Source organism: Rheinheimera sp. WS51 (assembly GCF_050936095.1).
Classification (GTDB): Bacteria; Pseudomonadota; Gammaproteobacteria; order Enterobacterales; family Alteromonadaceae; genus Alishewanella.
On the sequence record NZ_JBOTRC010000001.1, the window covers coordinates 322,492 to 345,315 of the forward strand.

Annotated in this window: 29 protein-coding genes and 2 pseudogenes; 22 read left to right on the forward strand and 9 right to left on the reverse strand. The window is 40.3% G+C overall.

The features are described from left to right. Positions 1-57: 57 nt before the first annotated feature. Together ACRCA4_RS01550 and ACRCA4_RS01555 are read right to left on the reverse strand one after the other, a co-directional pair. The gene (locus ACRCA4_RS01550; protein WP_433183174.1) at positions 58-891 is read right to left on the reverse strand and encodes an ImmA/IrrE family metallo-endopeptidase; all 834 of its coding nucleotides are present in this window, start codon (positions 889-891) and stop codon (positions 58-60) included. Then, positions 875-1,201, reverse strand: a complete 327-nt coding sequence (locus ACRCA4_RS01555) for a helix-turn-helix domain-containing protein (protein ID WP_217668577.1) — start codon at positions 1,199-1,201, stop codon at positions 875-877. The genes ACRCA4_RS01550 and ACRCA4_RS01555 overlap by 17 nt, the downstream gene beginning before the upstream one ends. A 208-nt stretch (positions 1,202-1,409) precedes the next feature. Here ACRCA4_RS01555 and ACRCA4_RS01560 point away from each other — a divergent pair, with 208 nt between their 5' ends. From ACRCA4_RS01560 to ACRCA4_RS01630, 15 genes and pseudogenes are all read left to right on the forward strand, one after another. Next, entirely contained in the window at positions 1,410-2,375 is a 966-nt protein-coding gene (locus ACRCA4_RS01560) for a CBASS oligonucleotide cyclase (RefSeq protein ID WP_217668576.1), read from the forward strand. 8 nt (positions 2,376-2,383) lie between these two features. Further along, entirely contained in the window at positions 2,384-2,899 is a 516-nt protein-coding gene (locus ACRCA4_RS01565; RefSeq protein WP_217668575.1) for a hypothetical protein, read from the forward strand. Next, on the forward strand, positions 2,899-3,828 hold the full coding sequence (locus ACRCA4_RS01570) for an AAA family ATPase (protein WP_433183179.1): 930 nt from the start codon (positions 2,899-2,901) through the stop codon (positions 3,826-3,828). The genes ACRCA4_RS01565 and ACRCA4_RS01570 overlap by 1 nt, the downstream gene beginning before the upstream one ends. 39 nt (positions 3,829-3,867) lie before the next feature. Beyond that, positions 3,868-4,629: a DUF6602 domain-containing protein gene (locus ACRCA4_RS01575; RefSeq protein WP_433183182.1), complete on the forward strand. Its 762-nt coding sequence runs from the start codon at positions 3,868-3,870 to the stop codon at positions 4,627-4,629. Beyond that, positions 4,622-5,089 (forward strand): hypothetical protein, encoded by a 468-nt coding sequence (locus ACRCA4_RS01580; RefSeq protein ID WP_217668572.1) that lies wholly within the window; start codon positions 4,622-4,624, stop codon positions 5,087-5,089. The genes ACRCA4_RS01575 and ACRCA4_RS01580 overlap by 8 nt, the downstream gene beginning before the upstream one ends. A 58-nt stretch (positions 5,090-5,147) precedes the next feature. Further along, positions 5,148-5,450, forward strand: coding sequence for a hypothetical protein (locus ACRCA4_RS01585; RefSeq protein WP_433183185.1), 303 nt, complete (start codon positions 5,148-5,150; stop codon positions 5,448-5,450). Between the two features lie 39 nt (positions 5,451-5,489). After that, a pseudogene (locus tag ACRCA4_RS01590) lies at positions 5,490-6,478 on the forward strand (IS3 family transposase); the annotation flags it as partial. A 68-nt stretch (positions 6,479-6,546) separates the two neighbouring features. Further along, positions 6,547-7,167, forward strand: a complete 621-nt coding sequence (locus tag ACRCA4_RS01595) for a transposase (RefSeq protein WP_433183187.1) — start codon at positions 6,547-6,549, stop codon at positions 7,165-7,167. Between the two features lie 9 nt (positions 7,168-7,176). Then, positions 7,177-7,875, forward strand: a complete 699-nt coding sequence (locus tag ACRCA4_RS01600) for a transposase (protein ID WP_433183190.1) — start codon at positions 7,177-7,179, stop codon at positions 7,873-7,875. Between the two features lie 227 nt (positions 7,876-8,102). After that, on the forward strand, positions 8,103-8,351 hold the full coding sequence (locus ACRCA4_RS01605) for a hypothetical protein (RefSeq protein ID WP_433183193.1): 249 nt from the start codon (positions 8,103-8,105) through the stop codon (positions 8,349-8,351). 340 nt (positions 8,352-8,691) lie between these two features. Next, on the forward strand, positions 8,692-9,144 hold the full coding sequence (locus tag ACRCA4_RS01610; protein ID WP_433183195.1) for a hypothetical protein: 453 nt from the start codon (positions 8,692-8,694) through the stop codon (positions 9,142-9,144). After that, positions 9,144-9,629 carry a hypothetical protein gene (locus tag ACRCA4_RS01615; protein WP_433183198.1) on the forward strand — a complete coding sequence of 162 codons (486 nt, stop codon included), beginning with the start codon at positions 9,144-9,146 and terminating at the stop codon, positions 9,627-9,629. The genes ACRCA4_RS01610 and ACRCA4_RS01615 overlap by 1 nt, the downstream gene beginning before the upstream one ends. A 122-nt stretch (positions 9,630-9,751) precedes the next feature. Beyond that, the gene (locus ACRCA4_RS01620; protein ID WP_433183200.1) at positions 9,752-10,471 is read left to right on the forward strand and encodes a PEP-CTERM sorting domain-containing protein; all 720 of its coding nucleotides are present in this window, start codon (positions 9,752-9,754) and stop codon (positions 10,469-10,471) included. Between the two features lie 183 nt (positions 10,472-10,654). Then, entirely contained in the window at positions 10,655-11,788 is a 1,134-nt protein-coding gene (locus ACRCA4_RS01625; RefSeq protein WP_433183203.1) for a PQQ-dependent sugar dehydrogenase, read from the forward strand. Then, complete coding sequence (locus ACRCA4_RS01630) at positions 11,789-13,903, forward strand: TonB-dependent receptor family protein (protein WP_433183206.1); 2,115 nt, start codon at positions 11,789-11,791, stop codon at positions 13,901-13,903. It begins immediately after the preceding gene. Here ACRCA4_RS01630 and ACRCA4_RS01635 read toward each other — a convergent pair. Beyond that, positions 13,900-14,493 carry a DUF5610 domain-containing protein gene (locus tag ACRCA4_RS01635; RefSeq protein ID WP_433183209.1) on the reverse strand — a complete coding sequence of 198 codons (594 nt, stop codon included), beginning with the start codon at positions 14,491-14,493 and terminating at the stop codon, positions 13,900-13,902. The genes ACRCA4_RS01630 and ACRCA4_RS01635 overlap by 4 nt on opposite strands. Positions 14,494-14,676: 183 nt before the next feature. Between ACRCA4_RS01635 and ACRCA4_RS01640 the strand changes: the two genes are divergently transcribed. From ACRCA4_RS01640 to ACRCA4_RS01660, 5 genes are read left to right on the forward strand one after another with little or no spacing between them, the layout of a single operon-like run. Beyond that, positions 14,677-14,835 (forward strand): YqaE/Pmp3 family membrane protein, encoded by a 159-nt coding sequence (locus ACRCA4_RS01640; protein ID WP_433183212.1) that lies wholly within the window; start codon positions 14,677-14,679, stop codon positions 14,833-14,835. Positions 14,836-14,866: 31 nt separating this feature from the next. Beyond that, positions 14,867-15,220, forward strand: a complete 354-nt coding sequence (locus ACRCA4_RS01645; protein ID WP_433183215.1) for a DUF1428 domain-containing protein — start codon at positions 14,867-14,869, stop codon at positions 15,218-15,220. A 54-nt stretch (positions 15,221-15,274) separates the two neighbouring features. Next, entirely contained in the window at positions 15,275-15,613 is a 339-nt protein-coding gene (locus ACRCA4_RS01650; RefSeq protein ID WP_433183218.1) for a hypothetical protein, read from the forward strand. 14 nt (positions 15,614-15,627) lie between these two features. Beyond that, positions 15,628-16,110: a GNAT family N-acetyltransferase gene (locus ACRCA4_RS01655; protein WP_433183220.1), complete on the forward strand. Its 483-nt coding sequence runs from the start codon at positions 15,628-15,630 to the stop codon at positions 16,108-16,110. A 53-nt stretch (positions 16,111-16,163) separates the two neighbouring features. After that, positions 16,164-16,529 (forward strand): DUF1294 domain-containing protein, encoded by a 366-nt coding sequence (locus tag ACRCA4_RS01660; RefSeq protein ID WP_433183223.1) that lies wholly within the window; start codon positions 16,164-16,166, stop codon positions 16,527-16,529. A gap of 73 nt (positions 16,530-16,602) precedes the next feature. Here the strand turns inward: ACRCA4_RS01660 and ACRCA4_RS01665 are convergent, their stop codons facing one another. Together ACRCA4_RS01665 and ACRCA4_RS01670 are read right to left on the reverse strand one after the other, a co-directional pair. Next, a complete protein-coding gene (locus ACRCA4_RS01665; protein WP_433183226.1) occupies positions 16,603-17,274 on the reverse strand; it encodes a hypothetical protein in 672 nt (223 codons plus the stop codon). A gap of 152 nt (positions 17,275-17,426) precedes the next feature. After that, positions 17,427-17,867, reverse strand: coding sequence for an Rrf2 family transcriptional regulator (locus ACRCA4_RS01670; protein WP_433183229.1), 441 nt, complete (start codon positions 17,865-17,867; stop codon positions 17,427-17,429). A 103-nt stretch (positions 17,868-17,970) separates the two neighbouring features. Between ACRCA4_RS01670 and ACRCA4_RS01675 the strand changes: the two genes are divergently transcribed. Both ACRCA4_RS01675 and ACRCA4_RS01680 read left to right on the forward strand, forming a co-directional pair. Then, positions 17,971-18,192, forward strand: a complete 222-nt coding sequence (locus ACRCA4_RS01675) for a hypothetical protein (RefSeq protein WP_433183232.1) — start codon at positions 17,971-17,973, stop codon at positions 18,190-18,192. Positions 18,193-18,444: 252 nt separating this feature from the next. Further along, on the forward strand, positions 18,445-19,020 hold the full coding sequence (locus ACRCA4_RS01680) for a porin family protein (protein ID WP_433183234.1): 576 nt from the start codon (positions 18,445-18,447) through the stop codon (positions 19,018-19,020). Positions 19,021-19,432: 412 nt separating this feature from the next. On the opposite strand, the gene ACRCA4_RS01685 is transcribed toward ACRCA4_RS01680, so the two are convergent. The 4 genes and pseudogenes from ACRCA4_RS01685 to ACRCA4_RS01700 all read right to left on the reverse strand — a co-directional run bounded on the left by ACRCA4_RS01685 (position 19,433) and on the right by ACRCA4_RS01700 (position 22,619). Next, positions 19,433-19,960, reverse strand: a complete 528-nt coding sequence (locus ACRCA4_RS01685; protein WP_433184393.1) for a methyl-accepting chemotaxis protein — start codon at positions 19,958-19,960, stop codon at positions 19,433-19,435. Positions 19,961-19,966: 6 nt separating this feature from the next. Further along, positions 19,967-20,728, reverse strand: a pseudogene (locus ACRCA4_RS01690) (PAS domain-containing protein); the annotation flags it as partial. Between the two features lie 519 nt (positions 20,729-21,247). Next, a complete protein-coding gene (locus ACRCA4_RS01695; RefSeq protein ID WP_433183237.1) occupies positions 21,248-21,922 on the reverse strand; it encodes an endonuclease III domain-containing protein in 675 nt (224 codons plus the stop codon). Between the two features lie 67 nt (positions 21,923-21,989). Continuing rightward, a complete protein-coding gene (locus ACRCA4_RS01700; RefSeq protein ID WP_433183240.1) occupies positions 21,990-22,619 on the reverse strand; it encodes a TetR/AcrR family transcriptional regulator in 630 nt (209 codons plus the stop codon). Positions 22,620-22,824: the final 205 nt, after the last annotated feature.

Consider the following 22,824-nt stretch of genomic DNA (forward strand, 5'->3'; position numbering starts at 1 on the left):
GGCGACAACGTGCCGGTTCGAGTCCGGCCCTAGGCACCAAAATAAGATATTCTCTTGTTAGTACCTATTCAAATGTATCAATGAGAGTTTAAAATCGTAAAGCTCAGAATTTATTAGCATTTCCTCACAGTACTGTCCAAACCAAACATCGTTGTTGTGTTTTGCTGACATAGATGTCATCTGAAGAAAAATAGTTTCTGAAGCAAGTGACTTTTCAGGAACAGGGATTGGTTGCCTATTAGATGTTTTGAGATAAAATCCCGATTTATATGCTGATTGACTTGATCTAGCCCACAGTACAAATCCATCTCTTGAAACGACCAAAACTGATTTGCTTTCTGTATACTCAAGCCACCTGAGTATTGCCGCGACAAGTGAAACTCCATAGCGGTTTGCACACTGGCTAATTAATTCGATGCTGGCTTTTATATTTGCAGGAACTTGTAATCTATAGTCATCCAACGGCATTAATAAGTTTGCGGCAAATACATTCGCCTCATGTTCCATCTGACGATACTCTGAATCCCATCTCACTAGATCCTGTTCACCACATTGAATTCCATCTGGATGTTCAAGGCGATGAATGAGATAGTGACCAAACTCATGAGCAAGCGTAAAGTTAAGACGACCTGGGGAACTAATGTCCTTATTATAAATTATTCCCCAACCTTTTTTATGAGCTGGCGCTTTAAACAAGCCAGCTTCAAAAGATGGCAATGAAGCCCCTTTTATCATAGATATTGGGTCATCAGGATAAAGGTTCCTAGATATCTCTTCAGCTGTAAGCTTAACGTCAACTGGAAATCTTGATAATCCTGGAACAGCATTGAGAATGTTAGTTAATTTGTAAGCCCATTTATAGGGACTTTGTTGTTTAGTCAGAATCGTCATCCCATAGTTCTGCTATTGAACGAATTTTTGCTTTAGCTTTATCGTCCATCTGTTTATATTTTCTATAGAACCGAGCATCCGCTGCATCTTCAATTGTTAAGCTTCCATCAGTATCTAATAAATACTCTATAGTAACTCCAAGTTGTTCGGCAATTTTTCCAAGCTTTTCTGCTGATGGTCGTGGGGGTGTTTTATTTTCTAGTTCCCATATATAACTTTTACTTGAGCCTGTAAGTTCAGCCAATTTTTCCAAAGTAAAACCTTTAGACTTTCTAAGATCCCTTATTTTATCTGCCAGAGCAGTACTCATTGGGGGTGTACCTCAGTTTGATAAAAAAGTTCGGTATAGACGTACATTATAGGCTTGACTATCGGAAAAATCCATGTCTAAAATGTTCGGAGTACTGAACATATTTTGCTTTTTTTGTGTTACTTGAGCCGGTTCGTCGGTATATAAGTTAAAGCATGTAAGCAAAGTTGAGATACGCGTTGATTAACGCTTTAGACGGAGGTGCACAATGGCACGCTTACATGTAGACCACAAAGATTTAGTGAAATTTGCAAATGATAGAGTCAACTTACCCAAAGAAAAAGCTGACGAATATAGGGCTCAAGCACGAAGATTGGCTGATAAATTAGAAAATTACATCAGCGAGCACCCTACCTTTTCCATTAAACGGATTATGCTTTCTGGAAGTTTGGCCAAAGGGACTGCTCTTAGATCTCTCAACGATGTGGACATGGCGTGTTATATATCAGGGGCGGAAGCTCCTACTGATGTAAAAGAGCTTCTGGAATATGTTGCGGAGCGATTGCGCACCGCGTTTCCAAATTTTAAACCAGATCAAGTCAAGCCTCAGACTTACAGTATTACCGTCTCATTTATGGGTAGTGGTTTGGATGTCGATATCGTTCCTATTCTTTACTATGGCGATAAAGAATGGAAAGGCGATTTGGTAAGTCAAGAAAATGGTTCCTATCTTGAAACTAGTATACCAATGCATCTTGAATTTATTAGGAAAAGAAAGAGTGCTAATCATACCCATTTTTCTCAGGTTGTAAGACTTATAAAGTTTTGGACCAGAAAAGAAAAACGGGAACGAAGTGATTTTAGATTCAAATCATTTATGGTTGAGTTGGTATTAGCCCACCTAGTAGATAACGGTCAGGATTTGTCTGACTATCCTGAGGCACTACAAAGCTTTTTTACCTATTTAGCATCTAGCGAATTACGGGAGAAAATCATATTCACTGATTACTACAGTCGAAACTCTGTAGGGAACTTCAAGGAGCCATGTCAGATTATTGACCCTGTTAATACCAGCAACAATGTTGCAGGCCTTTATACAGAAATGAATCTCAAGGTAATTGCAGAAGCAGCTCTGGATGCAGGTGATGCAATAGATGCTGCCTTAGCTGCGACTACTAAAGAGAAAACAGTGTACTACTGGCAAAAAGTGTTTGGCTCAACTTTTGACGTGTGAGGTTAAAAATGACTTCAAGTTTCACTCAATCCTATTCTCAAACTTTCACTGTTACGCATGCTAAGCACCTAGCATCCAAAGTTGCAGCAGATCTCAAGCGTATTCAAAGGTTTTATCAGAATGGTCCCACAGATCTACAAATTGAAAAATTTGAACAAGAACTTGTTCTTCTCTTGAAACATGGATATTTGGAAAGTGTTAAATATGGATTTCAAAGAAACGGGCAGTGGATTGAGCCTTCACTATTCTACACAGCTTCAGAAATTTCGAGCGGAAGTATTGATGACGATCCGGGAAAGGTAAGACCCAATAGAGATACTTCAGGTGCTGTATTTAGAAGCTTTTTAACTTACACAAGTAAATGGCATGCTTTATCAACACAGCAACAAGATGACTTTGATAATCAGTCACCTATAAGACGTGTTGGTGCGCCAGTCCCAACAATCAATGGATACCTAGAGAGCGATAGAAATTATAGCTCAGGCGGTTGCTCGCTTAACAGATCATCTGTAAGGACATGTTAATGACAGAAATAAATGAGTTGTTTGAAAAACGAACGATTTTCCCTGATGTCGATGCTAAAAGCAGGTTATCTCGGCTAGTTGGCATGGATGAGCGTAAACTAATGCTCACCAAAATTATTGGATTGTTAGTCAATCCAACTGGGTTGACTAATTGGCTTGATAAGAAACATCCCGATGCATATTTCTTAGCTGAGGCAGTGTTAAGGCGGCCTCCGTTGATTATTCTTGCCGGTGATGTTGGATCTGGAAAGTCTGAGTTAGCCGAAACTATTGGTGATGCAGTCGCAAGGCAAGAGAACATTGAGATTACTTTGCTACCAATGAGCTTAAGTACACGAGGTCAAGGTCGCGTAGGTGAAATGACTCAGTTGGTTACAGCTGCATTTGATACCACTCTTGCTGAAGCCTCGAAGCTTAAGTCTACTGGCTCTTCTTCCAGAGGAGCGGTGATTCTCTTGATAGATGAAGCTGATGCATTGGCTCAGTCCCGTGAAGCTTCGCAAATGCATCATGAAGATCGAGCCGGAGTTAATGCATTTATTAGAGGCATAGATAGGATTGCTCAAGGTCAATTACCTGCAGCGGTCATTATGTGTACAAATCGATTAAATGCTTTAGACCCAGCAATACGACGGCGAGCTGCAGAAATAGTCACCTTTCAAAGACCAACTTTGGAACAACGTGCTCACTTACTAAATCATTTGTTGAAACCTGCCGGATTATCTACAAATGATATTCTGGATTTAGCACGTATTACTGGTAATTCTGATGATAGGAATTTCGGCTTTACTTTTTCAGACATTTCTCAACGCCTGATCCCATCAATAGTTTTGGATGCCTACCCAAATGGAACTATCAGCGCTTCGAGGGCTAAAGAAATAGCTAGTGCAATGGTACCTACCAAACCGTTTGTTGAAGAAAGTATTTAGTAATGAATTTTCATATTAGACTGATTTTTGGATGAACAGATGAATAAAGCAAAATCACTTTCTGATGTTGATGGAAAAGCTTTTCTTAGACAATCTTTTGCAGCTGAGCAGGATGTTCTAGGTTTACATTTAAAGTTAGCGTCAAAATCAGTGACTCATAACGGTGTAATGGGTGATATCAATGAAAAACATTTTATGCAAATGTTACGAAGGTATCTACCCAAAAGGTACGATGTAGACACTGGTATTGTTATTGACAGTAACGGGAAGAGCAGCCAGCAAATCGACATAGTGATTTTCGATAATCAGTATACTCCTACATTACTGGACCAGCAAAGTCATCGATACATTCCTGCTGAGGCGGTTTACTGTGTTCTTGAAGTCAAGCCCGAAGTTAATAAGGAATATATTTCCTACGCCAGGGATAAAGCCAAATCTGTCAGAAGCTTAGTAAGAACAAGTGTACCTATTGTGCATGCTGGCGGCCAATACCCTGCTAAAGCTCACTTTGAAATTATCGCTGGATTAATTGCACCAGATGTAGCTTGGGTGGGAGGGCTCCAGAGTGATGCGTTTGCATCAAGTATTGCCCAGACGGACGGTGAGTGTAAGTTGGATTTTGTTTTAGCACTTTCAGACCGATCTTTTGATTGTTTCTGGGGGCTCCACCATTTTAGTCCGCTAAATAACAGCATGGCATATCTGATCTTTAGGCTATTACAAAAGTTACAATCATTGGGAACTGTACCCGCGATTGATTGGAATGAATACGCAAAGGTTATGAGTGATATCGATGAGTAATAATTTCAGGATGGCTAAAAGGCGTAAGCTTTTTAGCCTGTTAGTAGACTTAAGAATTCATTTTTTGGAATTTTTAAGAAATTTGACTCCCCAAGTAATTATATTTTCTTTAGTTTTCCTCGTGGCTAGGAATTTGGATTTTACAAAGTTTGATATTTCGAATACTCCTGCAACATTATTGTTTTTTATCCTGCTGACAATAGGGGTTTATTCAGTGTGGGCCAATTCCACAATTTTCTTTGAGAGAGCAATGTTGGGTAAACTGCCATTTAAGCGTTCAGCTCGACTTCTAAGATATAGAGGATTTAGTGGTGTTAGCTTGATTTTTGTGAATTTAAAGTTTGCTTATCGGGTTAGAAAGCTACTTTTTCTTGAGTTAGTTTTATGTATGATTATTGTTCAGATTGGGGCTGTTATTGTTAGTGTATTGGCTTTGCGTTCAATGATTTCTACGCAGTGATAAATCACATGTCAGTCCAGTATGTCCGCTTTTTTATCAACTTAATGGTATAAATAATATGAAGATGAGTTTTACCAAAGTCTCCTTGCTAGTCGTGTTATCACTTTTAACTTCTCGTGCTGCCACTGCAAGTGATAAATTCTTGTTGACCTGTAAAGCAGCTGAGCCAGAACATAAGTTAATGTCAGAGCTTATATCCATTGAGTTGGATGCAAAAGGAAAGGAGGGTGTAGCTAAGTTCGTCTTAGCCAGCAAAGAAGTCTCTAACTACTTAATTGTCGAAGGCAATATGATGATAATCATGATTCTTCAAGATAAGGAAAATCCATGGGTAATCCCCCCAATAATTAATAGATGTTAAATGTAGAATTTTCTCTTATTGTATCCCTAGGAGGAAATGATGAAAAAAGCACACTTTACAGACAGCCAAATACTCAACATTTTAAAGCAAGCCGAAAGTGGTGTACCAATCCCTGAACTTTGCCGTGAGCACGGCATGGGCAACTCCACCTTTTATAAATGGCGCGCTAAATATGGCGGTATGGATGCATCACTGATGGCTCGGATGAAAGAGCTTGAAGATGAAAACCGTCGCTTGAAAAAAATGTATGCCGAAGAGCGCCTTAAAGCAGAAGTCATTCAGGAAGCCATGGCAAAAAAGTGGTAAAGGCTTCTGAGCGCAAACGTATAGCCCAAGAAGTCGTTGAAAATAATATCATGAGTATAGCCTTAGCCTGTCGCACATTTAAGATTAGTGAGACCTGTTATCGCTATAAAGCAACACTCGCGAGCGATAATTTAAAAATAGCCGAGCTGCTGTTAGGCCTAACTCAAAATCAATGTAATTGGGGCTTTGGTTTATGCTTTTTGTACTTACGGAATGTGAAAGGCTATTTATGGAACCACAAGCGTGTGTATCGCATTTATCGTGACCTTGAATTGAATATGCGCATTAAGCCGAGAAAACGTTTAACGCGGGAGAAACCAGACGTTTTAGCGGTACCAGAAACCATTAATGAATGTTGGTCAATGGATTTTATGCATGACCAACTTTCAGATGGTAGAACGTGTCGTTTGTTTAATGTTATTGATGATTTTAACCGTGAAGGATTAGCGATTGATGCCGATTTATCCTTACCAGCAGAGCGCGTTATACGCTCATTAAATCACATCATAGAATGGCGCGGTAAACCAAAACAAATACGTTGTGATAATGGCCCCGAATATATCAGTCAAAAATTAGCGGATTGGGCCGTAAAAAATGAGATTGAATTGAAGTTTATTCAGCCAGGTAAACCGCAGCAAAATGCTTACATAGAACGCTTTAATCGCACGGTACGCTATGATTGGCTGAGCCATTATATCTACAGTGATATTAGTGAGTTACGATAAACGGGGTCAGATCAAAATTAAATAGACTAAGCGTAAGCCATCGATCAGTAACCTGAGACTCAGCTATGGCAAGACTGCCCCGAGTTCATGTAGCCGGCGTGCCAGAGCACATAATTCAGCGCGGCAATAACCGACAGGTGTGTTTTGCAGATGACGAAGATTTTGCCGCTTATGCACATTGGTTGAAAACGTATTCGGATGCCTTTGGTGTGCACCTTCATGCCTGGGTATTTATGACCAACCATGTGCATATGTTATGTACTGCGTCTGATAGCAGCGGTATCAGCCAGATGATGCAAAGCCTGGGGCGGCAATACGTGCAGTATTTCAACCGGCGCTACCAGCGCAGCGGCACGTTATGGGAAGGGCGATTTAAATCCTGTCTGGTGCAGGAAGAGCATTATGTTTTAGCGGTGTACCGCTATATAGAAATGAACTCGGTAAGGGCAGGTATGGTTGGTTCGCCTGCGGAGTATGGTTGGTCCAGCTACGCCATCAATGCACTGGGTAAGCAATCTGTGTTGTGCCAGCCGCATGCGTGTTATCTGGCTTTGGCAGAGTCTGAGGCTGAGCGGCAACAAGTCTATCGCGATATGTTTAAAAGCGAAGTCAATGAGGCCTTGTTGATAAACGGGGTCAGATCAAAATTAAATAGACTAAGCTTAAGCTATCGATCAGTAACCTGAGACTCAGCTATGGCAAGACTGCCCCGAGTTCATTTAGCCGGCGTGCCAGAGCACATAATTCAGCGCGGCAATAACCGACAGGTGTGTTTTGCAGATGACGAAGATTTTGCCGCTTATGCACATTGGTTGAAAACGTATTCGGATGCCTTTGGTGTGCACCTTCATGCCTGGGTATTTATGACCAACCATGTGCATATGTTATGTACTGCGTCTGATAGCAGCGGTATCAGCCAGATGATGCAAAGCCTGGGACGACAATACGTGCAGTATTTCAACCGGCGCTACCAGCGCAGTGGCACGTTATGGGAAGGGCGCTTCAAATCCTGTCTGGTGCAGGAAGAGCACTATGTTTTAGCGGTGTACCGCTATATAGAAATGAACCCGGTACGGGCAGGTATGGTGAGTTCGCCTGCGGAGTATGCTTGGTCCAGCTACGCCATCAATGCACTGGGTAAGCAATCTGTGTTGTGCCAGCCGCATGCGTGTTATCTGGCTTTGGCAGAGTCTGAGGTTGAGCGGCAGCAAGCCTATCGTGATATGTTCAAAGGCGAAGTCAATGAGGCCTTGTTGTGTGATATTCGCAGCGCGGCGAAAAGTGGTATGGCGCTGGGTAATGACAGGTTTAAGCAAGAAGTTGCAGATTTAACGGGACGGCGGCAGCAAATGGGGCAGAGAGGACGGCCGGTTGGGTGGCGCAAGCAGATTTAATTTTGATCTGACCCCAATTATTTAAGCAGATTTAATTTTGATCTGACCCCAATTATTCGCATGGTTAATTTTTGCCTTTGTGCTGCTGGCTAAGTTTGCTGTAACAGTAACTTATTGAATAAAGCTATAGGCTGTTGTAGCCTTCAAAACAATAAATTTACAAAATGAAAAGATATTTGGTTAAATATAGGCTTCCCCGCCTGATAAGCGTTAGATCGATAATTTAAATGGCATATAAACAACCTAAATCTCTATTTGAATGGAAACTAGACGAGCCAGATAAAGAGCTTTATTTAGTGTCCATATTAGATAACAAGACAGTTTTGTCTGCATATGGCCGTTATGCACAGGGTTCAGGGGCAAAAGTTGTTTCGTGGCAGGCGTTTCTACAAGGCGAAATGAACGATCTTATTCAAAGCACTATGGGCACAGAAATATTAGTCGAGGTTCTTAATAAACTAAGAGAAATCACATAAAAAAATTATCAAAGATAACCCATAGTAAAGCTGAGGACAGGGCGTGTAACAAGCCGCTCGCTATTGATAAAGACAGGGAAAGAAAGCCTAGATTTCCCGTTGCTTCCATCGCGACGTTTATCTTGGTGGCGACCCTAGGTATTATTTCAACCGCAGTTTCAGCAGCTAACTGTGCATTTGGCTTTGGTGGCTTCCAATGTAACGGATGGGCGGGCAGTATCAGTGAGTTGCTCTTCCTGTGGTCACTTTTCGCAGTTGTAGTAATCCCGCTGTCGTTCATCATAGCGCTATGGCGCTTGGTTCGATGGTGCCGTAGTGTCTATATAAATGGAATTAGATAATGACTTCCTCTGAACAGCTTAATTTATTAGCTTACACCTTTTTAAATCCGTTTTATTTAACTGCGTTTCTATTTTTGCTTTCAGATCATGAATCATTTTTGGGCTTTAATATTAAGGCTTTTTATCATTTACCGAGTAACTCTAAACGTATTAACTTAGTGGTCTATGCAGGATTTTGCTTGTTAGCAACCTTGCTGACTATGGGCTTTAAACTGGTAGTTTTATTGCCTTTAGCTGTTGAGGATATCTCGCCTTTGGCTTTTATTGCAGTAGACGGTAATTGGCTCTGCTACATTGGCTATGTGGTCAGTTTATTTACCTTAAAAGCGCTTGTATCTAAAGATGGCTTAGAATGGAATGTGGGTAGTTTTATTTTTTTTCCGTTTTTAATCTTAGGCATGGTGCTTCAGGGAATTAATCATATTCTCTGGCTGCTAGAGAGGGTGATTTAATGAACGGCCAAGCTGAGTGGTGGATGTACGTACTTAACGCCTTTACGCCTGTTATCGCGCTTTTAGCTTTAGTATCAATAAAAACAAATAAAGAAAAAGATAGCCCGTCAGTTAAAACAGCTAACAGGATCACTGCGCCTGAAATGTCACCTTTAGTGTCCTCACTTGCTACTGCCCTGACTCAAGTGGTGATGAGCAGTATTTTATATGCTATGTGGTTAGGCGGCCATTGGCTAGTATTTTGGTTTTTAGATAAACCGCTAAATATTAATGCCTATTTTTATAAACCAGCGCTAATTATCTATTGGTATCCCTACCTATTCGGACTGTTTTGTATGCTTTATTGGCTTTTAATAGAACCCAAAATTAGCCAAGAGCGAATTAAAAATATTATGTATCGCGTATTTTACCTAGGGTTTTTGCTCGCTTTATATATGGTGATTATTACTTATTTGAAGTGGTTGCTGGCTTATCCTGTCAGGTAACTTTACACAAATTTAAATTAAGTAAATTAACTCGTTAAAAATCAATGCTGTAGATTTGGCTGGAAGTATGCATGTCAAATCTCATAAAGATTACATAACTATAATATTAAAAGGAAATTTGAATGAAACAGTTTTTACTTAATTTAATTCTTAGTGGCGCGTTAGCTTTTAGTGCTTTTTCTAACGCCGCCATTATTGACTTTTCTGGCGGTACAGCATATTTAGGTAACGGTGGTACTTGTGCGGTATCAGATAGCGCATCATGTAATAATGTTGATTATTACGAAGAAGATGGTTTTATTTTTGACTTTATTGGCAGCCATGAGTTTATTGGTGATTATTACGGGGCATCAAATGCTGTGGTGCATGCACATTGGAGTAATGCGTTAAGCGCTATGGAAATCAAAAAAATCGGTGGTGGCTTTTTTGACTTAAACTATTTTATTTTAACTAGTAATACCAGCGTGGGTGGTGGTTGGGCTACTGGTGATGAAGAAACTTACGTTGAGGCTTGGAGTGGTGGTGTTATGCTAGAGCGGATGTTATTAACGCCAGATACTTGGGGTTTTGTTGGCATTAATAATGTAGGTAGCCCGTTACAGACCGATCCGCAAATTTTCTTAAGTGCTAATTTTGATGCGGTAGATACTGTTAGGTTCACTTCGGCCAGTACAGTTCACGGCCAACCTGGCCATGTTCATGATGCATTTTGCTTTGGTATGGATATGTTTTATATAGACCAAGCAGCTCCTATCGCAGAAGGCGTGCCAGCTCCTGCCACACTCGCGCTATTTGGCTTAGGGTTAATGGGCTTATTTAGTCGTGTTTTTCGTAAAGGCTAAGCTATTTACGTTAGTGTTAACCCCAAGTGCAGTAACAAGTGCTTGGGGTTTTTAATAGTTACAGTTTTTAAACTAATCTACCTGATATAAATCTCTGCTTAATTTTACTCTTCCTTTTACAGTTAACTGGTTTATGCTTAATTCATTACAACAGATTGTGTTTTAAAAGCTGATGGAGAAAACATGAAATCACTAAGGATGACTTTTTTGCTACTAAGTCTTAGCCTGACAAGTTTAACTAGCCATGCTGACTCCGATATTCTTAAAACCCGCTGGGCAGATGTTAAAGTAGATACTGTTGCCACTGGTCTTAATCACCCTTGGGGCTTGGCGTTTTTAGATGATGGCCAAATGCTAGTTAGCGAGCGGGCGGGTAATTTACGATTAATAGCCGCCGATGGCACTGTGGGAGAGCCAATTGGCGGCTTGCCAGAAATTAAAGTTCGCGGTCAAGGTGGTTTATTTGACATAGTATTAAGCCCAAATTTTAGTCAAGATAAATTAGTCTATTTTGCTTATGCTGAGCCAGAAAGTACCGGCAGTGATATTACAAGTACTGCTGTGGCCAGAGCGCGACTTGAAAACAATAAGCTGCATGATGTAACTGTTATTTTTAGCCAACAGCCAAAAGTTATGGGCGGTCGTCATTATGGCGGTCGACTAGCATTTTCTGCCGATGGTGAGTTTTTGTTTATTGGCTTAGGCGATCATGGCCATCGCCAAGATGATGTACAAAGTTTGGCTAACCATACTGGCAAATTAGTTCGTATTCACCCCGATGGCACTGTGCCTAAGTCTAACCCTTTTGTGAATCAAGCAGGTGCTTTGCCAGAAATTTGGTCTTATGGTCATCGTAATATTCAAGGTATGGCTATTCAACCTGAAACTGGCCAACTTTGGGCAGTTGAACATGGCCCACAGGGCGGCGATGAAGTGAATATTCCTCAGGCTGGATTAAATTATGGCTGGCCCATTATTACCCATGGCGAACAATACGGCGGCGGTGAGGTAGGTATAGGCTTTAAAAAGGACGGTATGGAGCAACCTATTTGGCATTGGACGCCGTCTATTGCCGTATCTGGCGCAGCTTTTTACCAAGGTAATCAGTTTGTCCAGTGGCAGGGTAACTTGCTAGCAACTGGCCTAAGAGGCCAACAATTAGCGCGATTAGAAGTGAATGGCAGCCATATTATTCATCAAGAAACACTTAATCTTAAACGGCGTATTCGTGAAGTGAAAGTTGCTCCAGATGGCAGTGTTTATTTACTTACAGATGAGCCTAAAGGCGCTATTTTACGCTTGTCAGCGGTGAAGTAAGTGCAAAGTAAAACGACATTTAGGCTCGCCCTTTTAGCGAGCCTTTTTATTGCCGCTGGCTCTGCAGTAGCTGATACAGCTAGCCAAACTAAACTTGATATTCATGCTGCTAATCAAGCTGAAACAGAGTATATAGAGCGTATTATTGTCACTGCCACTCGTACTGAACAACCTTGGCTTGCCAGTCCAGCTTCTATCGACAAGATTAACGTGACTGAGCAGTTACCGGGTATGCGCAGCGATATGGCGGAAATTTTAGCTGGTATTGCTGGCTTGCAAGTAGATAGCCGCTATAATTTTGCGCAAGATACACGCATAATTTTACGCGGCTTTGGCGCCAGAGCGGCTTTTGGCGTACGTGGTGTGGTAATGCGCTTAGACGGTGTGCCTTTATCTATGCCGGATGGCCAAACACAAGTTTCTAGTATCTTTATAAATCACCCCAGCAAAGTTGAAGTATTACGCGGGCCCATAGCGGCAGTTTATGGCAATGCTGCCGGTGGCATTATTAATTTACAGAGCCAACCTGCTGCCAACAGCTATTTGGCGCTAAGCCATGCCATAGGTGCGAATGCTCGTCAGCGCAGCAGTTTAGATGCCGCTATGGTGCAAGATACATTTAGTGTTAGTGGTCATTATGCGCGTTTTAGAACAGATGGTGATCGTGAGCAGGCCAGTGCAGAGCGTGATCAATATGCACTGCGTGGCACTTATCAGCTGGCCAATAATATCGAGTTACTAGCCCGAGTAGATGATAACCATGCGCCTTTATTGCAAGATCCTGGTTCATTAACGGCCATGCAATGGGCTGAAAATAGTAGCCAAACTTTTAGTGGAGCCGCTAGATTTAACACTAGAAAGTCTATTCGCCACCGCCAGCAATCACTCACTATTCAACAGCAGTTAGCGCATTACGACTGGCAAGTTGCAACATGGCACGGCTTACGTGAAATAGAGCAATACTTACCATTTCGTGCTGATGATATCACTTCTTCTGGGGCTGTGATTGACTTAGCCAGAAACTTTTATGGTGTGCATGGTCAATTCAATTGGCGACCGCAGGTTTTTACTGGCCGCTGGCAGCTTAGTTTAGGCACTGATATTGAGCGACAAAAAGATACACGGCAAGGTTTTATTAATAATTTTGGTACAGCTGGTGAGCTACGCCGTGATGAAACTAGCCGTGTAGCCAAAAATGATTTGTATACTTTAAGCACACTAGCAGTCACTGATAAATTAAGTTGGTTAGCCGGTTTTAGGTTATCTAATTTAGTGTTTGACGTTAAGGATCGTTATATTGTCGCTGGGATTAATCCCGATGATAGTGGCCAAACGCGCTACAGCGAAACCGCTTGGACCAGCGGTTTAAATTATCAGTTAACTAAGCAATGGGCGCTATTTACTGCTGTAGGTCATGGCTTTGAAACTCCAACATTAACTGAGCTGGCTTATCGCAACCAAGGTACAGGTTTAAACTCTGATCTTGGCCCGGCAAAAATTATGCAATACGAAGCAGGCATTAAATGGCTGAGCGCTGATGCCAATGGCCAAGCGCAATTAAGCCTATTTCGAGTAGACAGCGATAACGAGATTGTTGTTGATCAATCTATTGATGGCCGCGCTACTTATCGTAATGCAGCGCAAACTGAACGACAAGGCGTTGAGTTAAGCTGGCGTTACCAACTGCATCCAGCAATTCAGTTACGGGCTGCGGCCACTATAATGACAGCAAACTATAAAGATAAGCTGCAAAGTGACTCGCTAAACGGCAATCGCATACCGGGTGTGGCAAGCAAAAATGTATTTATTCAAGCCAATTACCAGCCTTGGCATGATGATAGCTTACGCGCGGCTATAGTGGCGCAATATCGTTCTCGGGTGGCAACTAACGATAACAATGAGCAGTTTGCGCCATCTTATATACTGTGGCATGCCAGCTTAGATGCTAAGCAAGTCAGCGCTAATTGGCACTTTAAGCAATGGCTGCGGTTAGATAATATATTGGATAAAGACTATGTCGGCTCGGTAGTGGTAAATCAGGCAAACGGCCGCTCTTTTGAACCCGCAGCTGGCCGTCAACTTAGTTTAGGCTTTAGTGTAGAGCGTTATTTTTAGCCTAAGCTACTGTCTTCTTGCTCAGACTTAGCGATTTGCTCTAACATTTTTTCTCTGAAACTTGCTAAACCATCCATGACTAAGCCATAGGTTTTATCTACGCCGCTTTCTACTTCACCTTCATAAACTTGCAAGCCTTTAAGAATATTTTTGGCATCAGCAAAGCCTTTTTCAATGCCGCCACCTATAACCTTTAAAAAGCTCTCTAGATTTTCTTCTTCTGATTTACCCGGATTTTGCTCTTTGTATTTACCGTAAAAGGCAGTAGCAAAGCTAACGATGCGTTCAGCCGTGGCTTCTGGCGAAGTATCAATACCAGAATCATATATTTTTTGTGCCGCGTTAGTGCCCATTATTGGTTCAAGCTCAGCGTTAATACCTTCTAATGCTGTTTTGTATAACAAGCTTAATGAGTCGTTATTGCTGCTTAAAGACACTTTTTCATTAGCACGTAAAATAGCAATGTTGTTGGCTTGCTTCATTTCAGCCGCTTGGTTTTTAATTGTTTGGCTGTCATGTTGCTTAACTGAATTGCTGTTAGCTTTTGTTGTGCCAGTAATAGACGAGTGATTTCCTGTTGTGATAGCCATGACTTACTCCTGATAAGCTAATATTGGTATTACACTAGTCAGGGTATCGACCAGTAGTAGCAAAACTTTAATTTATTTGTAAGTCTGTTTTATCGCCTGTTATAACTCATATAAATATTCTAAGCTGTAATAAGCCTTATTACATTTGCTGTGAACTAGGTATTTAAATCTAAGGAATTTATTATGAATAAACTTATTTTAATTTTACTGGCCATTTTCTTACCCCCGATTGCTGTTTTGTTAAAGTCTGGTGTTGGTAAAGATCTGCTTATTAATATTATTTTATGTTTAATATTTTTCTTCCCTGGCATGGTGCATGCAATCTGGGTAGTGACTAAGTAGAGCTTGTTTAATATCAATAAAGGAGAAAGAGATGTCTTACATTGATGGTTTTGTTGCTGCGGTTCCAACTGCTAATAAAGAGCAATATATTCAACACGCAAAGTTATCGGCCATTGTATTTAAAGAGCACGGGGCCCTAAAAATAACTGAAGCTTGGGGTGACGATGTGCCTGAAGGGGAAATGACGTCATTTCCACTAGCAGTAAAGTGCAACAAAGATGAAACTGTCGTATTTTCTTCTGTTGTTTGGCCATCAAAGACTGTACGCGATGCGGGTTGGCAAGCAATTATGGCCGATCCTAGAATGCACCCAGATAATAATCCAATGCCATTTGATGGTAAGCGTTTAATATATGGCGGCTTTGACATAATAAGTGAAGCATAATTTTATTAATTAGGGTTAAATGCCTTATCAAGAGGTAGATACTTTAAATTAGCTATGAAAAAACCTGTAAAAGCTGCAGTGATTTCTGCTGTCATTTACCCTGGGTTAGGCCATATTTTTCTTGAAAAAAAACGCCAAGGTTTTATGTGGGCCACTGTATTCACCGTGCCGTTATACTTGCTTGTTAGTGAGCTGCTTACTCAAACTAAGCTTATTACAAAACAGGTTATCGAGGGGACGATCCCGTTAGATATTTCTGCTATATCGCAGGCGGTATTCGATGCCATGGCAACAAAGCCTGCGCTAACTTATTGTACTTATCTATTGGCTATTCTTTGGTTGTTAGCCATCGCCGACTCATTTCGGCTCGGTTGTAAAGCTGTTTCGTCTTAATTAGGAAAGCACTATTGAACCTTATAATTAAAGAAATTACACCTGATTATGATGCAGTAATAAGCAAAATCATTAAGCAAGTGGGAGCTGAGTTTGGTGCTATAGGTGAGGGCTTTGGCCCGTCGGATCCAGAAGTTGCTGCAATGAGCCAACATTATAGTGACAAAGAAGCCAGCCGTTATTTTGTTGTGCTAGTGAATGACTCTGTAGTAGGAGGCAGTGGTATTGCGGCTTTTAATGGCAGTAGTGATACATGTGAATTACGTAAATTATTTATACTGCCAACTAGCCGCGGTTTAGGTATTGGCAAGCAACTTACTGAACACTGTCTTAGCTATGCCAAAAGTAAAGGTTACAAGCAATGCTATTTAGATACTTTAGCTACAATGGAATCTGCTATTAATTTATATGAAAAGTTTGGCTTTAAGCATTTAAGCCATCCCTTAGCGGGCACTATTCATAATGGTTGTGATGTTTGGATGCTTAAAACCTTATAAGATATGGCATTTACAATAAATATTGTTTTAAAGGCTTATATTAAAAGGAATAAATGATGCAAGCTAAAGTAAAATCGCATTGGCCGTTTTGGGTGGTAACACTATTTTTTATGGTTATGCTGCTAGTTACTTGGTTATTAACGCTAAGTTGGTATTGGCTGCTTAGTTATGCCGTATTAAGCCTAATTACCTTTATAATTTATGCTTGGGATAAACGCAAAGCAAGTCAACAAGCATGGCGTACACCAGAGTCAACGCTACAAATTCTAGCCTTAATTGGCGGCTGGCCAGGCGCCTTGCTTGCCCAACATCAGTTACGACATAAAACAAAGAAAACAACATTTTTGCTAGTGTTTTGGGCCATGACGCTGCTAAATATTGCTGTTTTAGTTTGGTTAGTTCGCTTTAGTACAAGCTGAAAAGCACTAGGTTATTTTTAATCACTAGCGCTTTATGCTGCTTAATTCAATCTAAGTTAACTTGAGGAATAGATTAAGTTTTATCAATCACTTTAGCTCGCAATACTGGGCTGGTAATATTTAGGTTAACTGCCTGGTTAAGAATAATATTACCATTAATTACTACTGTTTCGTCTATTGATAAGGTAGGGATATCTTTTTCACTGTTTTGCTTGCTCCAGGGCCACCATGACCAATTAGACCAGCTAGTTTTGGTTTTAGAATAGATAATATTCCCATGTATAACGCTATGACCTTTTAAGCTGATATCACCGTTTAAAGTAGTAATATCGCCGCCTACTGTGCTGTCTATTACATTAATACCGCCATTAACTGTGCTTATATTACCCTTAACTTGAGCTTGCTTGCCCAGATCTATTTTACCATTTACCACCGCTAAATCAGTGGCGACTAGTAGTCCTGAACCTGCAACTATTTTACCATTTACAGTGCTGGCGCTGTGTAGTCGCACTTGATCTGCCAACCTAATGCTGCCATTAACAGTAGAAATTTCTTTCGCTTGGCTTTGTGTCGCCATATTAATACTGCCATTCACTAATGAGATATCGGCGTATTGTTGATGACTTTGAATGTCGGCACTGCCAGAGACTTTGTCTAAATTTCCTAAGTTTTCAGCATTAACATTCAGCATTACTGTAGAAGAGAGTAACAAGCTTAGAGTTGCAATTTTTGTTGTCAGTTTCATATTTCAGTCCAGAAAAGAGTGCTTTATTTGTAGATATTGCAAAAGCTTTGCCAAAAACTAAATTGTTGAATATAAGGGGATTTAATTTCGGCGCTATCTTGACAAACACTAAATTAACTAAAAAGTAGTCAAAATAACGAAAAAATTTAAACCTACTGCGCTAACTCTTGAATAAAAATAGCTTGCAGCTGAGATTTATTATCGCTAACTAAGTCTGCCACTGTATGCTGGCTAAGATGTTGATAAAATAGAGCCTTACCTTGTTCTACTATGCCATTTAACTTGCAAGCCGGTAGGGCAATACAATGAGGTGAGCGGCAATCTATCCATTCTTCGTCACCTTCTAGTTGGCGAATGACATAGTCTAATCGAATATCGGTTAAGGGTTTAGCTAAAGTAAAGCCGCCATTTTTACCTCTTTTAGTATCGATTAGCTCTAATTTAGCCAAATGGTGCACAACCTTATTTACATGATTAGCCGACAAATTAAATACTTCACAAATAATGCGAACATTGGTTGTGGCTTGTTCTGGTTGGCATGCTAGGTACATTAAAACCCGCAGTCCATAGTCGGTATATTTTTTTAATTGCATAATCGTCTCTATTATAGGCTAAAAAATAGACTAAATATTGCTTGAATTTTAATTAATATACATTAATAATGCGTATTATAAATATACATTAGGAATGTGCATTATGAACGCGAAAAAATTACTCTTTACTGCTAATAGCGCTATGATAATCACCTTGTTGTTATTTTGTGCTGCAGCCTATCTAGCATGGTTCCAAGATCAAACACTACCACTACGTATTGTAGCGGTTATGCATATGTTGCAAATTGTTTTTGCTGCTTTATTTAAATTATCTTATGTTCTGCGTTTAATTGCGCAAAGTCAGTTAGGTATGGCACTGCGTTAATGTAGGGTTCAGTTATTAACACGTGTAACTGTTTGTTTTTAAAAGTATTTGCTATGTAATATTTTCATTTTAGTAAGACGGTTTTACATACTGATTTACTGTTAAATTTTGATTTATACAATTACCTTATCCTTAACTATCTGAAATATCTGATTAATATTCTTCACTGAAATGTGGCACAGGCTTTGTATTAACCTAGTGACACTTTAAGCGAAAGTTTATTAATCACTAATTTATATTTCGGAGTTTATAATGAAAAAGTCATACTTAGCTATTTTGGCTACAGCATCTTTATTGACAACTTCTGGTTTTGCCGCTGCAAATAATTTTGTAGATAATATGGGGCCTTATGTAGGTGCGAGTTACGGTTTATTAAAAGCAGACGGTGACGAAGATTTTGATAAAGAAGATAATGCAACTAAATTATTTATCGGCGCCCAATTTCATCAAACGTTTGCTTTAGAGGCCGGTTATATTGATTTTGGTAATTACGGCAATAGTGTTTTTAATACTGATTTAGACGGATATACATTAGCTATTAAAGCCGGTATTCCATTAGGTGAGCGTTTTACCTTATATGCTCAAGGTGGTAATTTATGGTGGAATGCAGATATTAATGCAACTGATGAAAGCTCTGATGCCGATGGCTCTGATTTTTTCTATGGTGCCGGTATGACATTTGCTATATCAGAGAGTTGGCAATTATTACTAGAGTATACTCGTGTTGACGTTAAGTTTGATCGTGATGAGATTGGTATTCTTGCTGAAATTGATAGTTTTGATACTAAATTTGATCAAGCAAGCTTAGGCGTTAAATATATATTTTAATCTACTTTTGTCTTAACCATCTTGTTTAACGCATAACAGGCTACTTGATAATTAAGTGGCCTGTTTCGTTTTAATAGTCAAATTTTAATTAAGTGTAATTACAAAGTGCATAGCTTGTTTATTATCGTATTAGTGTAATTGTCTTTTCGCTTTATTGTAAAACTTCACCCCAATTTACCACCATGATCACTGGCTGCTTACCACCCGATGCACTTTCATGTAACCACCAGTTGCAGCAATCATCCAATTAATTGAGCGTAAGCTTTGAGCGAAAAGCAGCTATTCAGATCAGGCCGCTCGTGAAAAACGAATCTCTGCTTTGCCTTATTTGCGGACATTCGATTTTTCGTGAACCCAGAGCGTATCCTCTAATCAGGGGGCCAATTTCAGTGTGGCACTACACTTTACTTCCTCAATGGATCGCAGACACAGACTGTACAACCTCTTTTGCGCCTTTTTCTATATCCAAAATTATGCTGGAAAGGAGAGCAATTTTCTCACCATTTTGACCACTGAGCCCATCGATAGAATTAATGGCTTGCATAACCTGACTAGTTACTTCCAGATTTCTTGCAACAACACTTGATATCTCATCAGTCGCTGAGCTTGTTCTTGAAGCCAGCGATCGGACTTCATCTGCGACAACAGCAAATCCACGTCCAGCCTCGCCAGCACGAGCTGCTTCGATAGCTGCATTTAGAGCAAGCAAGTTGGTCTGCTCTGCTACGCTACGAATGATATTGACCATACTAGAGATTTCTTTTGCTTGGTCACTTAATCGTTGAATAACTTGATTAGTAGTTAAAACTGTTTCGGATATCTCGCTTGCTAAATTTAAAGAGGATTCAATATGACTCTTCCCTTGTTCAGCGATATTAAAGGTTTGAAGCGCTGTTTCGTGAGCAACCTGGGCAGCTTGTTTTGCCCTCATTGCCTGCATAACACGATCTGTAATTGCAGTCGCAAATTTGATAACTTTGATGACTTTGCCGTCATTATCTTTTACAGGGTTATAACTCGCCTCTAACCATATATCATTACCTCTGGCATCATATCGCTTAAACTTACCAGAGCTGAGTTTACCCACAGCCAGGTCTTTCCAGAACTCTGGATTTTCTCTATAAAAACTGTCATCACAAAACATCTTATGGTGTCTGCCTACGATCTCCGACAGTTGATATCCCATAGCTTGAAGGAAGTTTTTATTTGCATTAACGATCTCACCACCATGAGTGAATTCAATAATAGCCATAGCTTTATCTAGGGCGTGATATATCGCGTTTTGGTCCGTTAACTTTAATGTCTGCTCAGTTACGTCTGAGGCAATTTTGATCACGCTTGATACTTTCCCTGTGCCACTATGAACGGGAAAATAAGTCGCCTCTAACCAAATAGATTTTCCAAGCTTTGTTTTTCTGTTGAATGAGCCATGCTTCGCTCTGCCTGAGGCAAGCTCAGACCAAAAGTTCTTGTACTCATAGCTTGCGGAATATTTGGGATCACAAAAAATTGAATGATGCTTGCCAACAATTTCCGATAGTGAATACCCAACAGTGTGCAGAAATAAATCGTTTGCATCCTGAATATGACCATCAGGGGAGAATTGTATAAACGCAACACTGCCTCTGATTGCGGCAATCACCGAGGTAGCCTCTGACAAAGCTGTACTCAGCCTTTCGTTTTCCTGTTTGATTTTTTTGTTGAACATCGCAGTCTCTGTACGATTGAAAATGTAACAAATTATACCAGAATAGAATGAATTCGAGATGAATTTTCGACAATTACCAAATTTATCAGATATTTGTCTATTTAATCAACGATTTGGCATTTAATGCTGTTTAATAACTGAGGCATTCTCTAAAACACTGCCTGACGTTTTAGAGAAGCACACTAAATTCTCTCTGGATAAGCGCTCATTATTAACTCAATTACAAGAGATTAGAGTAAGTGAGTTCGCTTCAGATTTTGATGAGTTCATTGAAGGACTGTGTACCTTTGCAGTTCCACTTGATACTTATCTTGGAAACTATTCCATTGCCGTGGTTGCACCGTCTACAAGAGGAAGAATAAACGCTGAGTCGATCCGTGTAGCGCTAGACAAGTGCAGAGAAAGTATACAGCGGGAAATTGGCAAGACGCTGGTCAAAAAATAATCTACCGTTGATTTTTCTAGTCGTCAGCAGCCAGCACTTTTCTGGTTGCTGCTTCGAAAAACCGTGGCTTAAGCTTAAGAATCGAACTGACTGCAAAATTGATTAACACAACACTCAGAACATTTTGGCTTTCTGGCCGTACAGACTTTCATTCCGTGCTGTATTAGCCATTCATGCGCATGTTTTTTGTAAAATGTTGGCGTGATAAGATTAATCTTTACCGCCGCATCTTCGGCCGAATCAGTCGCAATTATTTTTAAACGGTTCAACACCCTAAGTACATGGGTATCGACGGCTATCGTGTCTTTAGAGAATACAAAATTAAGCATAATATCCGTGACCTTACGGCCCACACCCTGAAGCTTCATCAACTCTTCTCTAGTTTCCGGGATGTTACCATTGTGAAGCTCAATGATCTGTCGAGCCATCAACTTTAGATTCACTGTTTTTCTGTTGTAATGAGCTACAGGCTTTATGATTTGCCTTAATTCTTCATCATCGAGCGCTAGCAGTTCTTCGAAATTCGAAACCCTCTGATATAAGGGAACACAGGCATTTACCACCCGCTTTGTGATGGTCATAGTTGACAGGCACACAGAAACTAAGCTCTTAAATGGGGTACTTGAGAGGCCGTTGGTCATCCAAGGATCATCTGTGTTCGCGAATGTAGGGTAGGTTTGACTCAGTATTTCATAAATTTGAGCAATTTCATTACTTGATGCCAACCCTTGTTGATTCAACTTGTTCACAAAGCCTCCGGATAAATGGACCATCCAGTCCATTTTGTCGTTAGTTGCAGATTTTGTCAATTCAACTTCAGAGACAATTTGTCAGACCTTTTGCATTTAGGAGAATAATTACATCTGACACATGGTCCCGGATATACTCTTTTGGGTTTTCAGGGATACAGCCAAAAGCGGCTTGAAAGCATAAAGGTTGAATTACTAACTTACAAAACCTTATTGCAATTTCTCTGAGACGTTCATCATTGTGGCTTTCTAAGAAAGTTTTGAGTGCTGACGCCACGTAATCAACCGAACCAGCGAGGCTCGATTGGTAAGCCTTTTGAGCCAACAGCGGAAAATTAAGAGCTTCAGCCGCAGTAATTCTAATAAACGCGATACACCGCTCTGCAAGCATACCTAGAGCAAGTCTCTCACCAACGTCTTGAAGACAATCGTTAAGGCTGTCGCATGTGGGGATCTCACCTAACTCAATGAAAATTGTCCGAATTGATCGTTGAACCACAGCAGAAAATAAACTCTCTTTGTCACCAAACCTCCGGTAGAAAGCAGATTTACCGCAATCTGAAACACTCAGGATCTGACTAATCGAAGTTCCACCGTAGCCCTGTCTCATGAACAGATCTGTGGCACAGGCTAAGAGCTTTTCTTCAAACACTCCCGCATCACTCGCTTTTGGACGTCCTTTTTTCTTTGTCGTCATAACGCTTCACAAACTCTAAGATAATTGGAACAGGCACTTGGACTGCATAATACTAAATTTATGCTGGCAGAAAGAGAAATGAACCAAGAAAAGTTTAGCCTTCCTGCATCAGAGTTTTCAAAGTCTAATTCCTTGTTTTTCTGTGACCCAAAAAAAGCACTTCTAACACTTCTCGCTAAACGTCCGCTATCAGTGAAAAGCGCCG

What these genes read in the sequence shown, in the direction of transcription:
- ACRCA4_RS01550 (WP_433183174.1), bottom strand. Translation starts at nt 891, where the DNA reads ATGACGATTCTGACTAAACAACAAAGTCCCTATAAATGGGCTTACAAA.
- ACRCA4_RS01555 (WP_217668577.1), bottom strand. Translation starts at nt 1,201, where the DNA reads ATGAGTACTGCTCTGGCAGATAAAATAAGGGATCTTAGAAAGTCTAAA.
- ACRCA4_RS01560 (WP_217668576.1), top strand. Translation starts at nt 1,410, where the DNA reads ATGGCACGCTTACATGTAGACCACAAAGATTTAGTGAAATTTGCAAAT.
- ACRCA4_RS01565 (WP_217668575.1), top strand. Translation starts at nt 2,384, where the DNA reads ATGACTTCAAGTTTCACTCAATCCTATTCTCAAACTTTCACTGTTACG.
- ACRCA4_RS01570 (WP_433183179.1), top strand. Translation starts at nt 2,899, where the DNA reads ATGACAGAAATAAATGAGTTGTTTGAAAAACGAACGATTTTCCCTGAT.
- ACRCA4_RS01575 (WP_433183182.1), top strand. Translation starts at nt 3,868, where the DNA reads ATGAATAAAGCAAAATCACTTTCTGATGTTGATGGAAAAGCTTTTCTT.
- ACRCA4_RS01580 (WP_217668572.1), top strand. Translation starts at nt 4,622, where the DNA reads ATGAGTAATAATTTCAGGATGGCTAAAAGGCGTAAGCTTTTTAGCCTG.
- ACRCA4_RS01585 (WP_433183185.1), top strand. Translation starts at nt 5,148, where the DNA reads ATGAAGATGAGTTTTACCAAAGTCTCCTTGCTAGTCGTGTTATCACTT.
- ACRCA4_RS01595 (WP_433183187.1), top strand. Translation starts at nt 6,547, where the DNA reads ATGGCAAGACTGCCCCGAGTTCATGTAGCCGGCGTGCCAGAGCACATA.
- ACRCA4_RS01600 (WP_433183190.1), top strand. Translation starts at nt 7,177, where the DNA reads ATGGCAAGACTGCCCCGAGTTCATTTAGCCGGCGTGCCAGAGCACATA.
- ACRCA4_RS01605 (WP_433183193.1), top strand. Translation starts at nt 8,103, where the DNA reads ATGGCATATAAACAACCTAAATCTCTATTTGAATGGAAACTAGACGAG.
- ACRCA4_RS01610 (WP_433183195.1), top strand. Translation starts at nt 8,692, where the DNA reads ATGACTTCCTCTGAACAGCTTAATTTATTAGCTTACACCTTTTTAAAT.
- ACRCA4_RS01615 (WP_433183198.1), top strand. Translation starts at nt 9,144, where the DNA reads ATGAACGGCCAAGCTGAGTGGTGGATGTACGTACTTAACGCCTTTACG.
- ACRCA4_RS01620 (WP_433183200.1), top strand. Translation starts at nt 9,752, where the DNA reads ATGAAACAGTTTTTACTTAATTTAATTCTTAGTGGCGCGTTAGCTTTT.
- ACRCA4_RS01625 (WP_433183203.1), top strand. Translation starts at nt 10,655, where the DNA reads ATGAAATCACTAAGGATGACTTTTTTGCTACTAAGTCTTAGCCTGACA.
- ACRCA4_RS01635 (WP_433183209.1), bottom strand. Translation starts at nt 14,493, where the DNA reads ATGGCTATCACAACAGGAAATCACTCGTCTATTACTGGCACAACAAAA.
- ACRCA4_RS01640 (WP_433183212.1), top strand. Translation starts at nt 14,677, where the DNA reads ATGAATAAACTTATTTTAATTTTACTGGCCATTTTCTTACCCCCGATT.
- ACRCA4_RS01645 (WP_433183215.1), top strand. Translation starts at nt 14,867, where the DNA reads ATGTCTTACATTGATGGTTTTGTTGCTGCGGTTCCAACTGCTAATAAA.
- ACRCA4_RS01650 (WP_433183218.1), top strand. Translation starts at nt 15,275, where the DNA reads ATGAAAAAACCTGTAAAAGCTGCAGTGATTTCTGCTGTCATTTACCCT.
- ACRCA4_RS01660 (WP_433183223.1), top strand. Translation starts at nt 16,164, where the DNA reads ATGATGCAAGCTAAAGTAAAATCGCATTGGCCGTTTTGGGTGGTAACA.
- ACRCA4_RS01665 (WP_433183226.1), bottom strand. Translation starts at nt 17,274, where the DNA reads ATGAAACTGACAACAAAAATTGCAACTCTAAGCTTGTTACTCTCTTCT.
- ACRCA4_RS01670 (WP_433183229.1), bottom strand. Translation starts at nt 17,867, where the DNA reads ATGCAATTAAAAAAATATACCGACTATGGACTGCGGGTTTTAATGTAC.
- ACRCA4_RS01675 (WP_433183232.1), top strand. Translation starts at nt 17,971, where the DNA reads ATGAACGCGAAAAAATTACTCTTTACTGCTAATAGCGCTATGATAATC.
- ACRCA4_RS01680 (WP_433183234.1), top strand. Translation starts at nt 18,445, where the DNA reads ATGAAAAAGTCATACTTAGCTATTTTGGCTACAGCATCTTTATTGACA.
- ACRCA4_RS01685 (WP_433184393.1), bottom strand. Translation starts at nt 19,960, where the DNA reads ATGCAGGCAATGAGGGCAAAACAAGCTGCCCAGGTTGCTCACGAAACA.
- ACRCA4_RS01700 (WP_433183240.1), bottom strand. Translation starts at nt 22,619, where the DNA reads ATGACGACAAAGAAAAAAGGACGTCCAAAAGCGAGTGATGCGGGAGTG.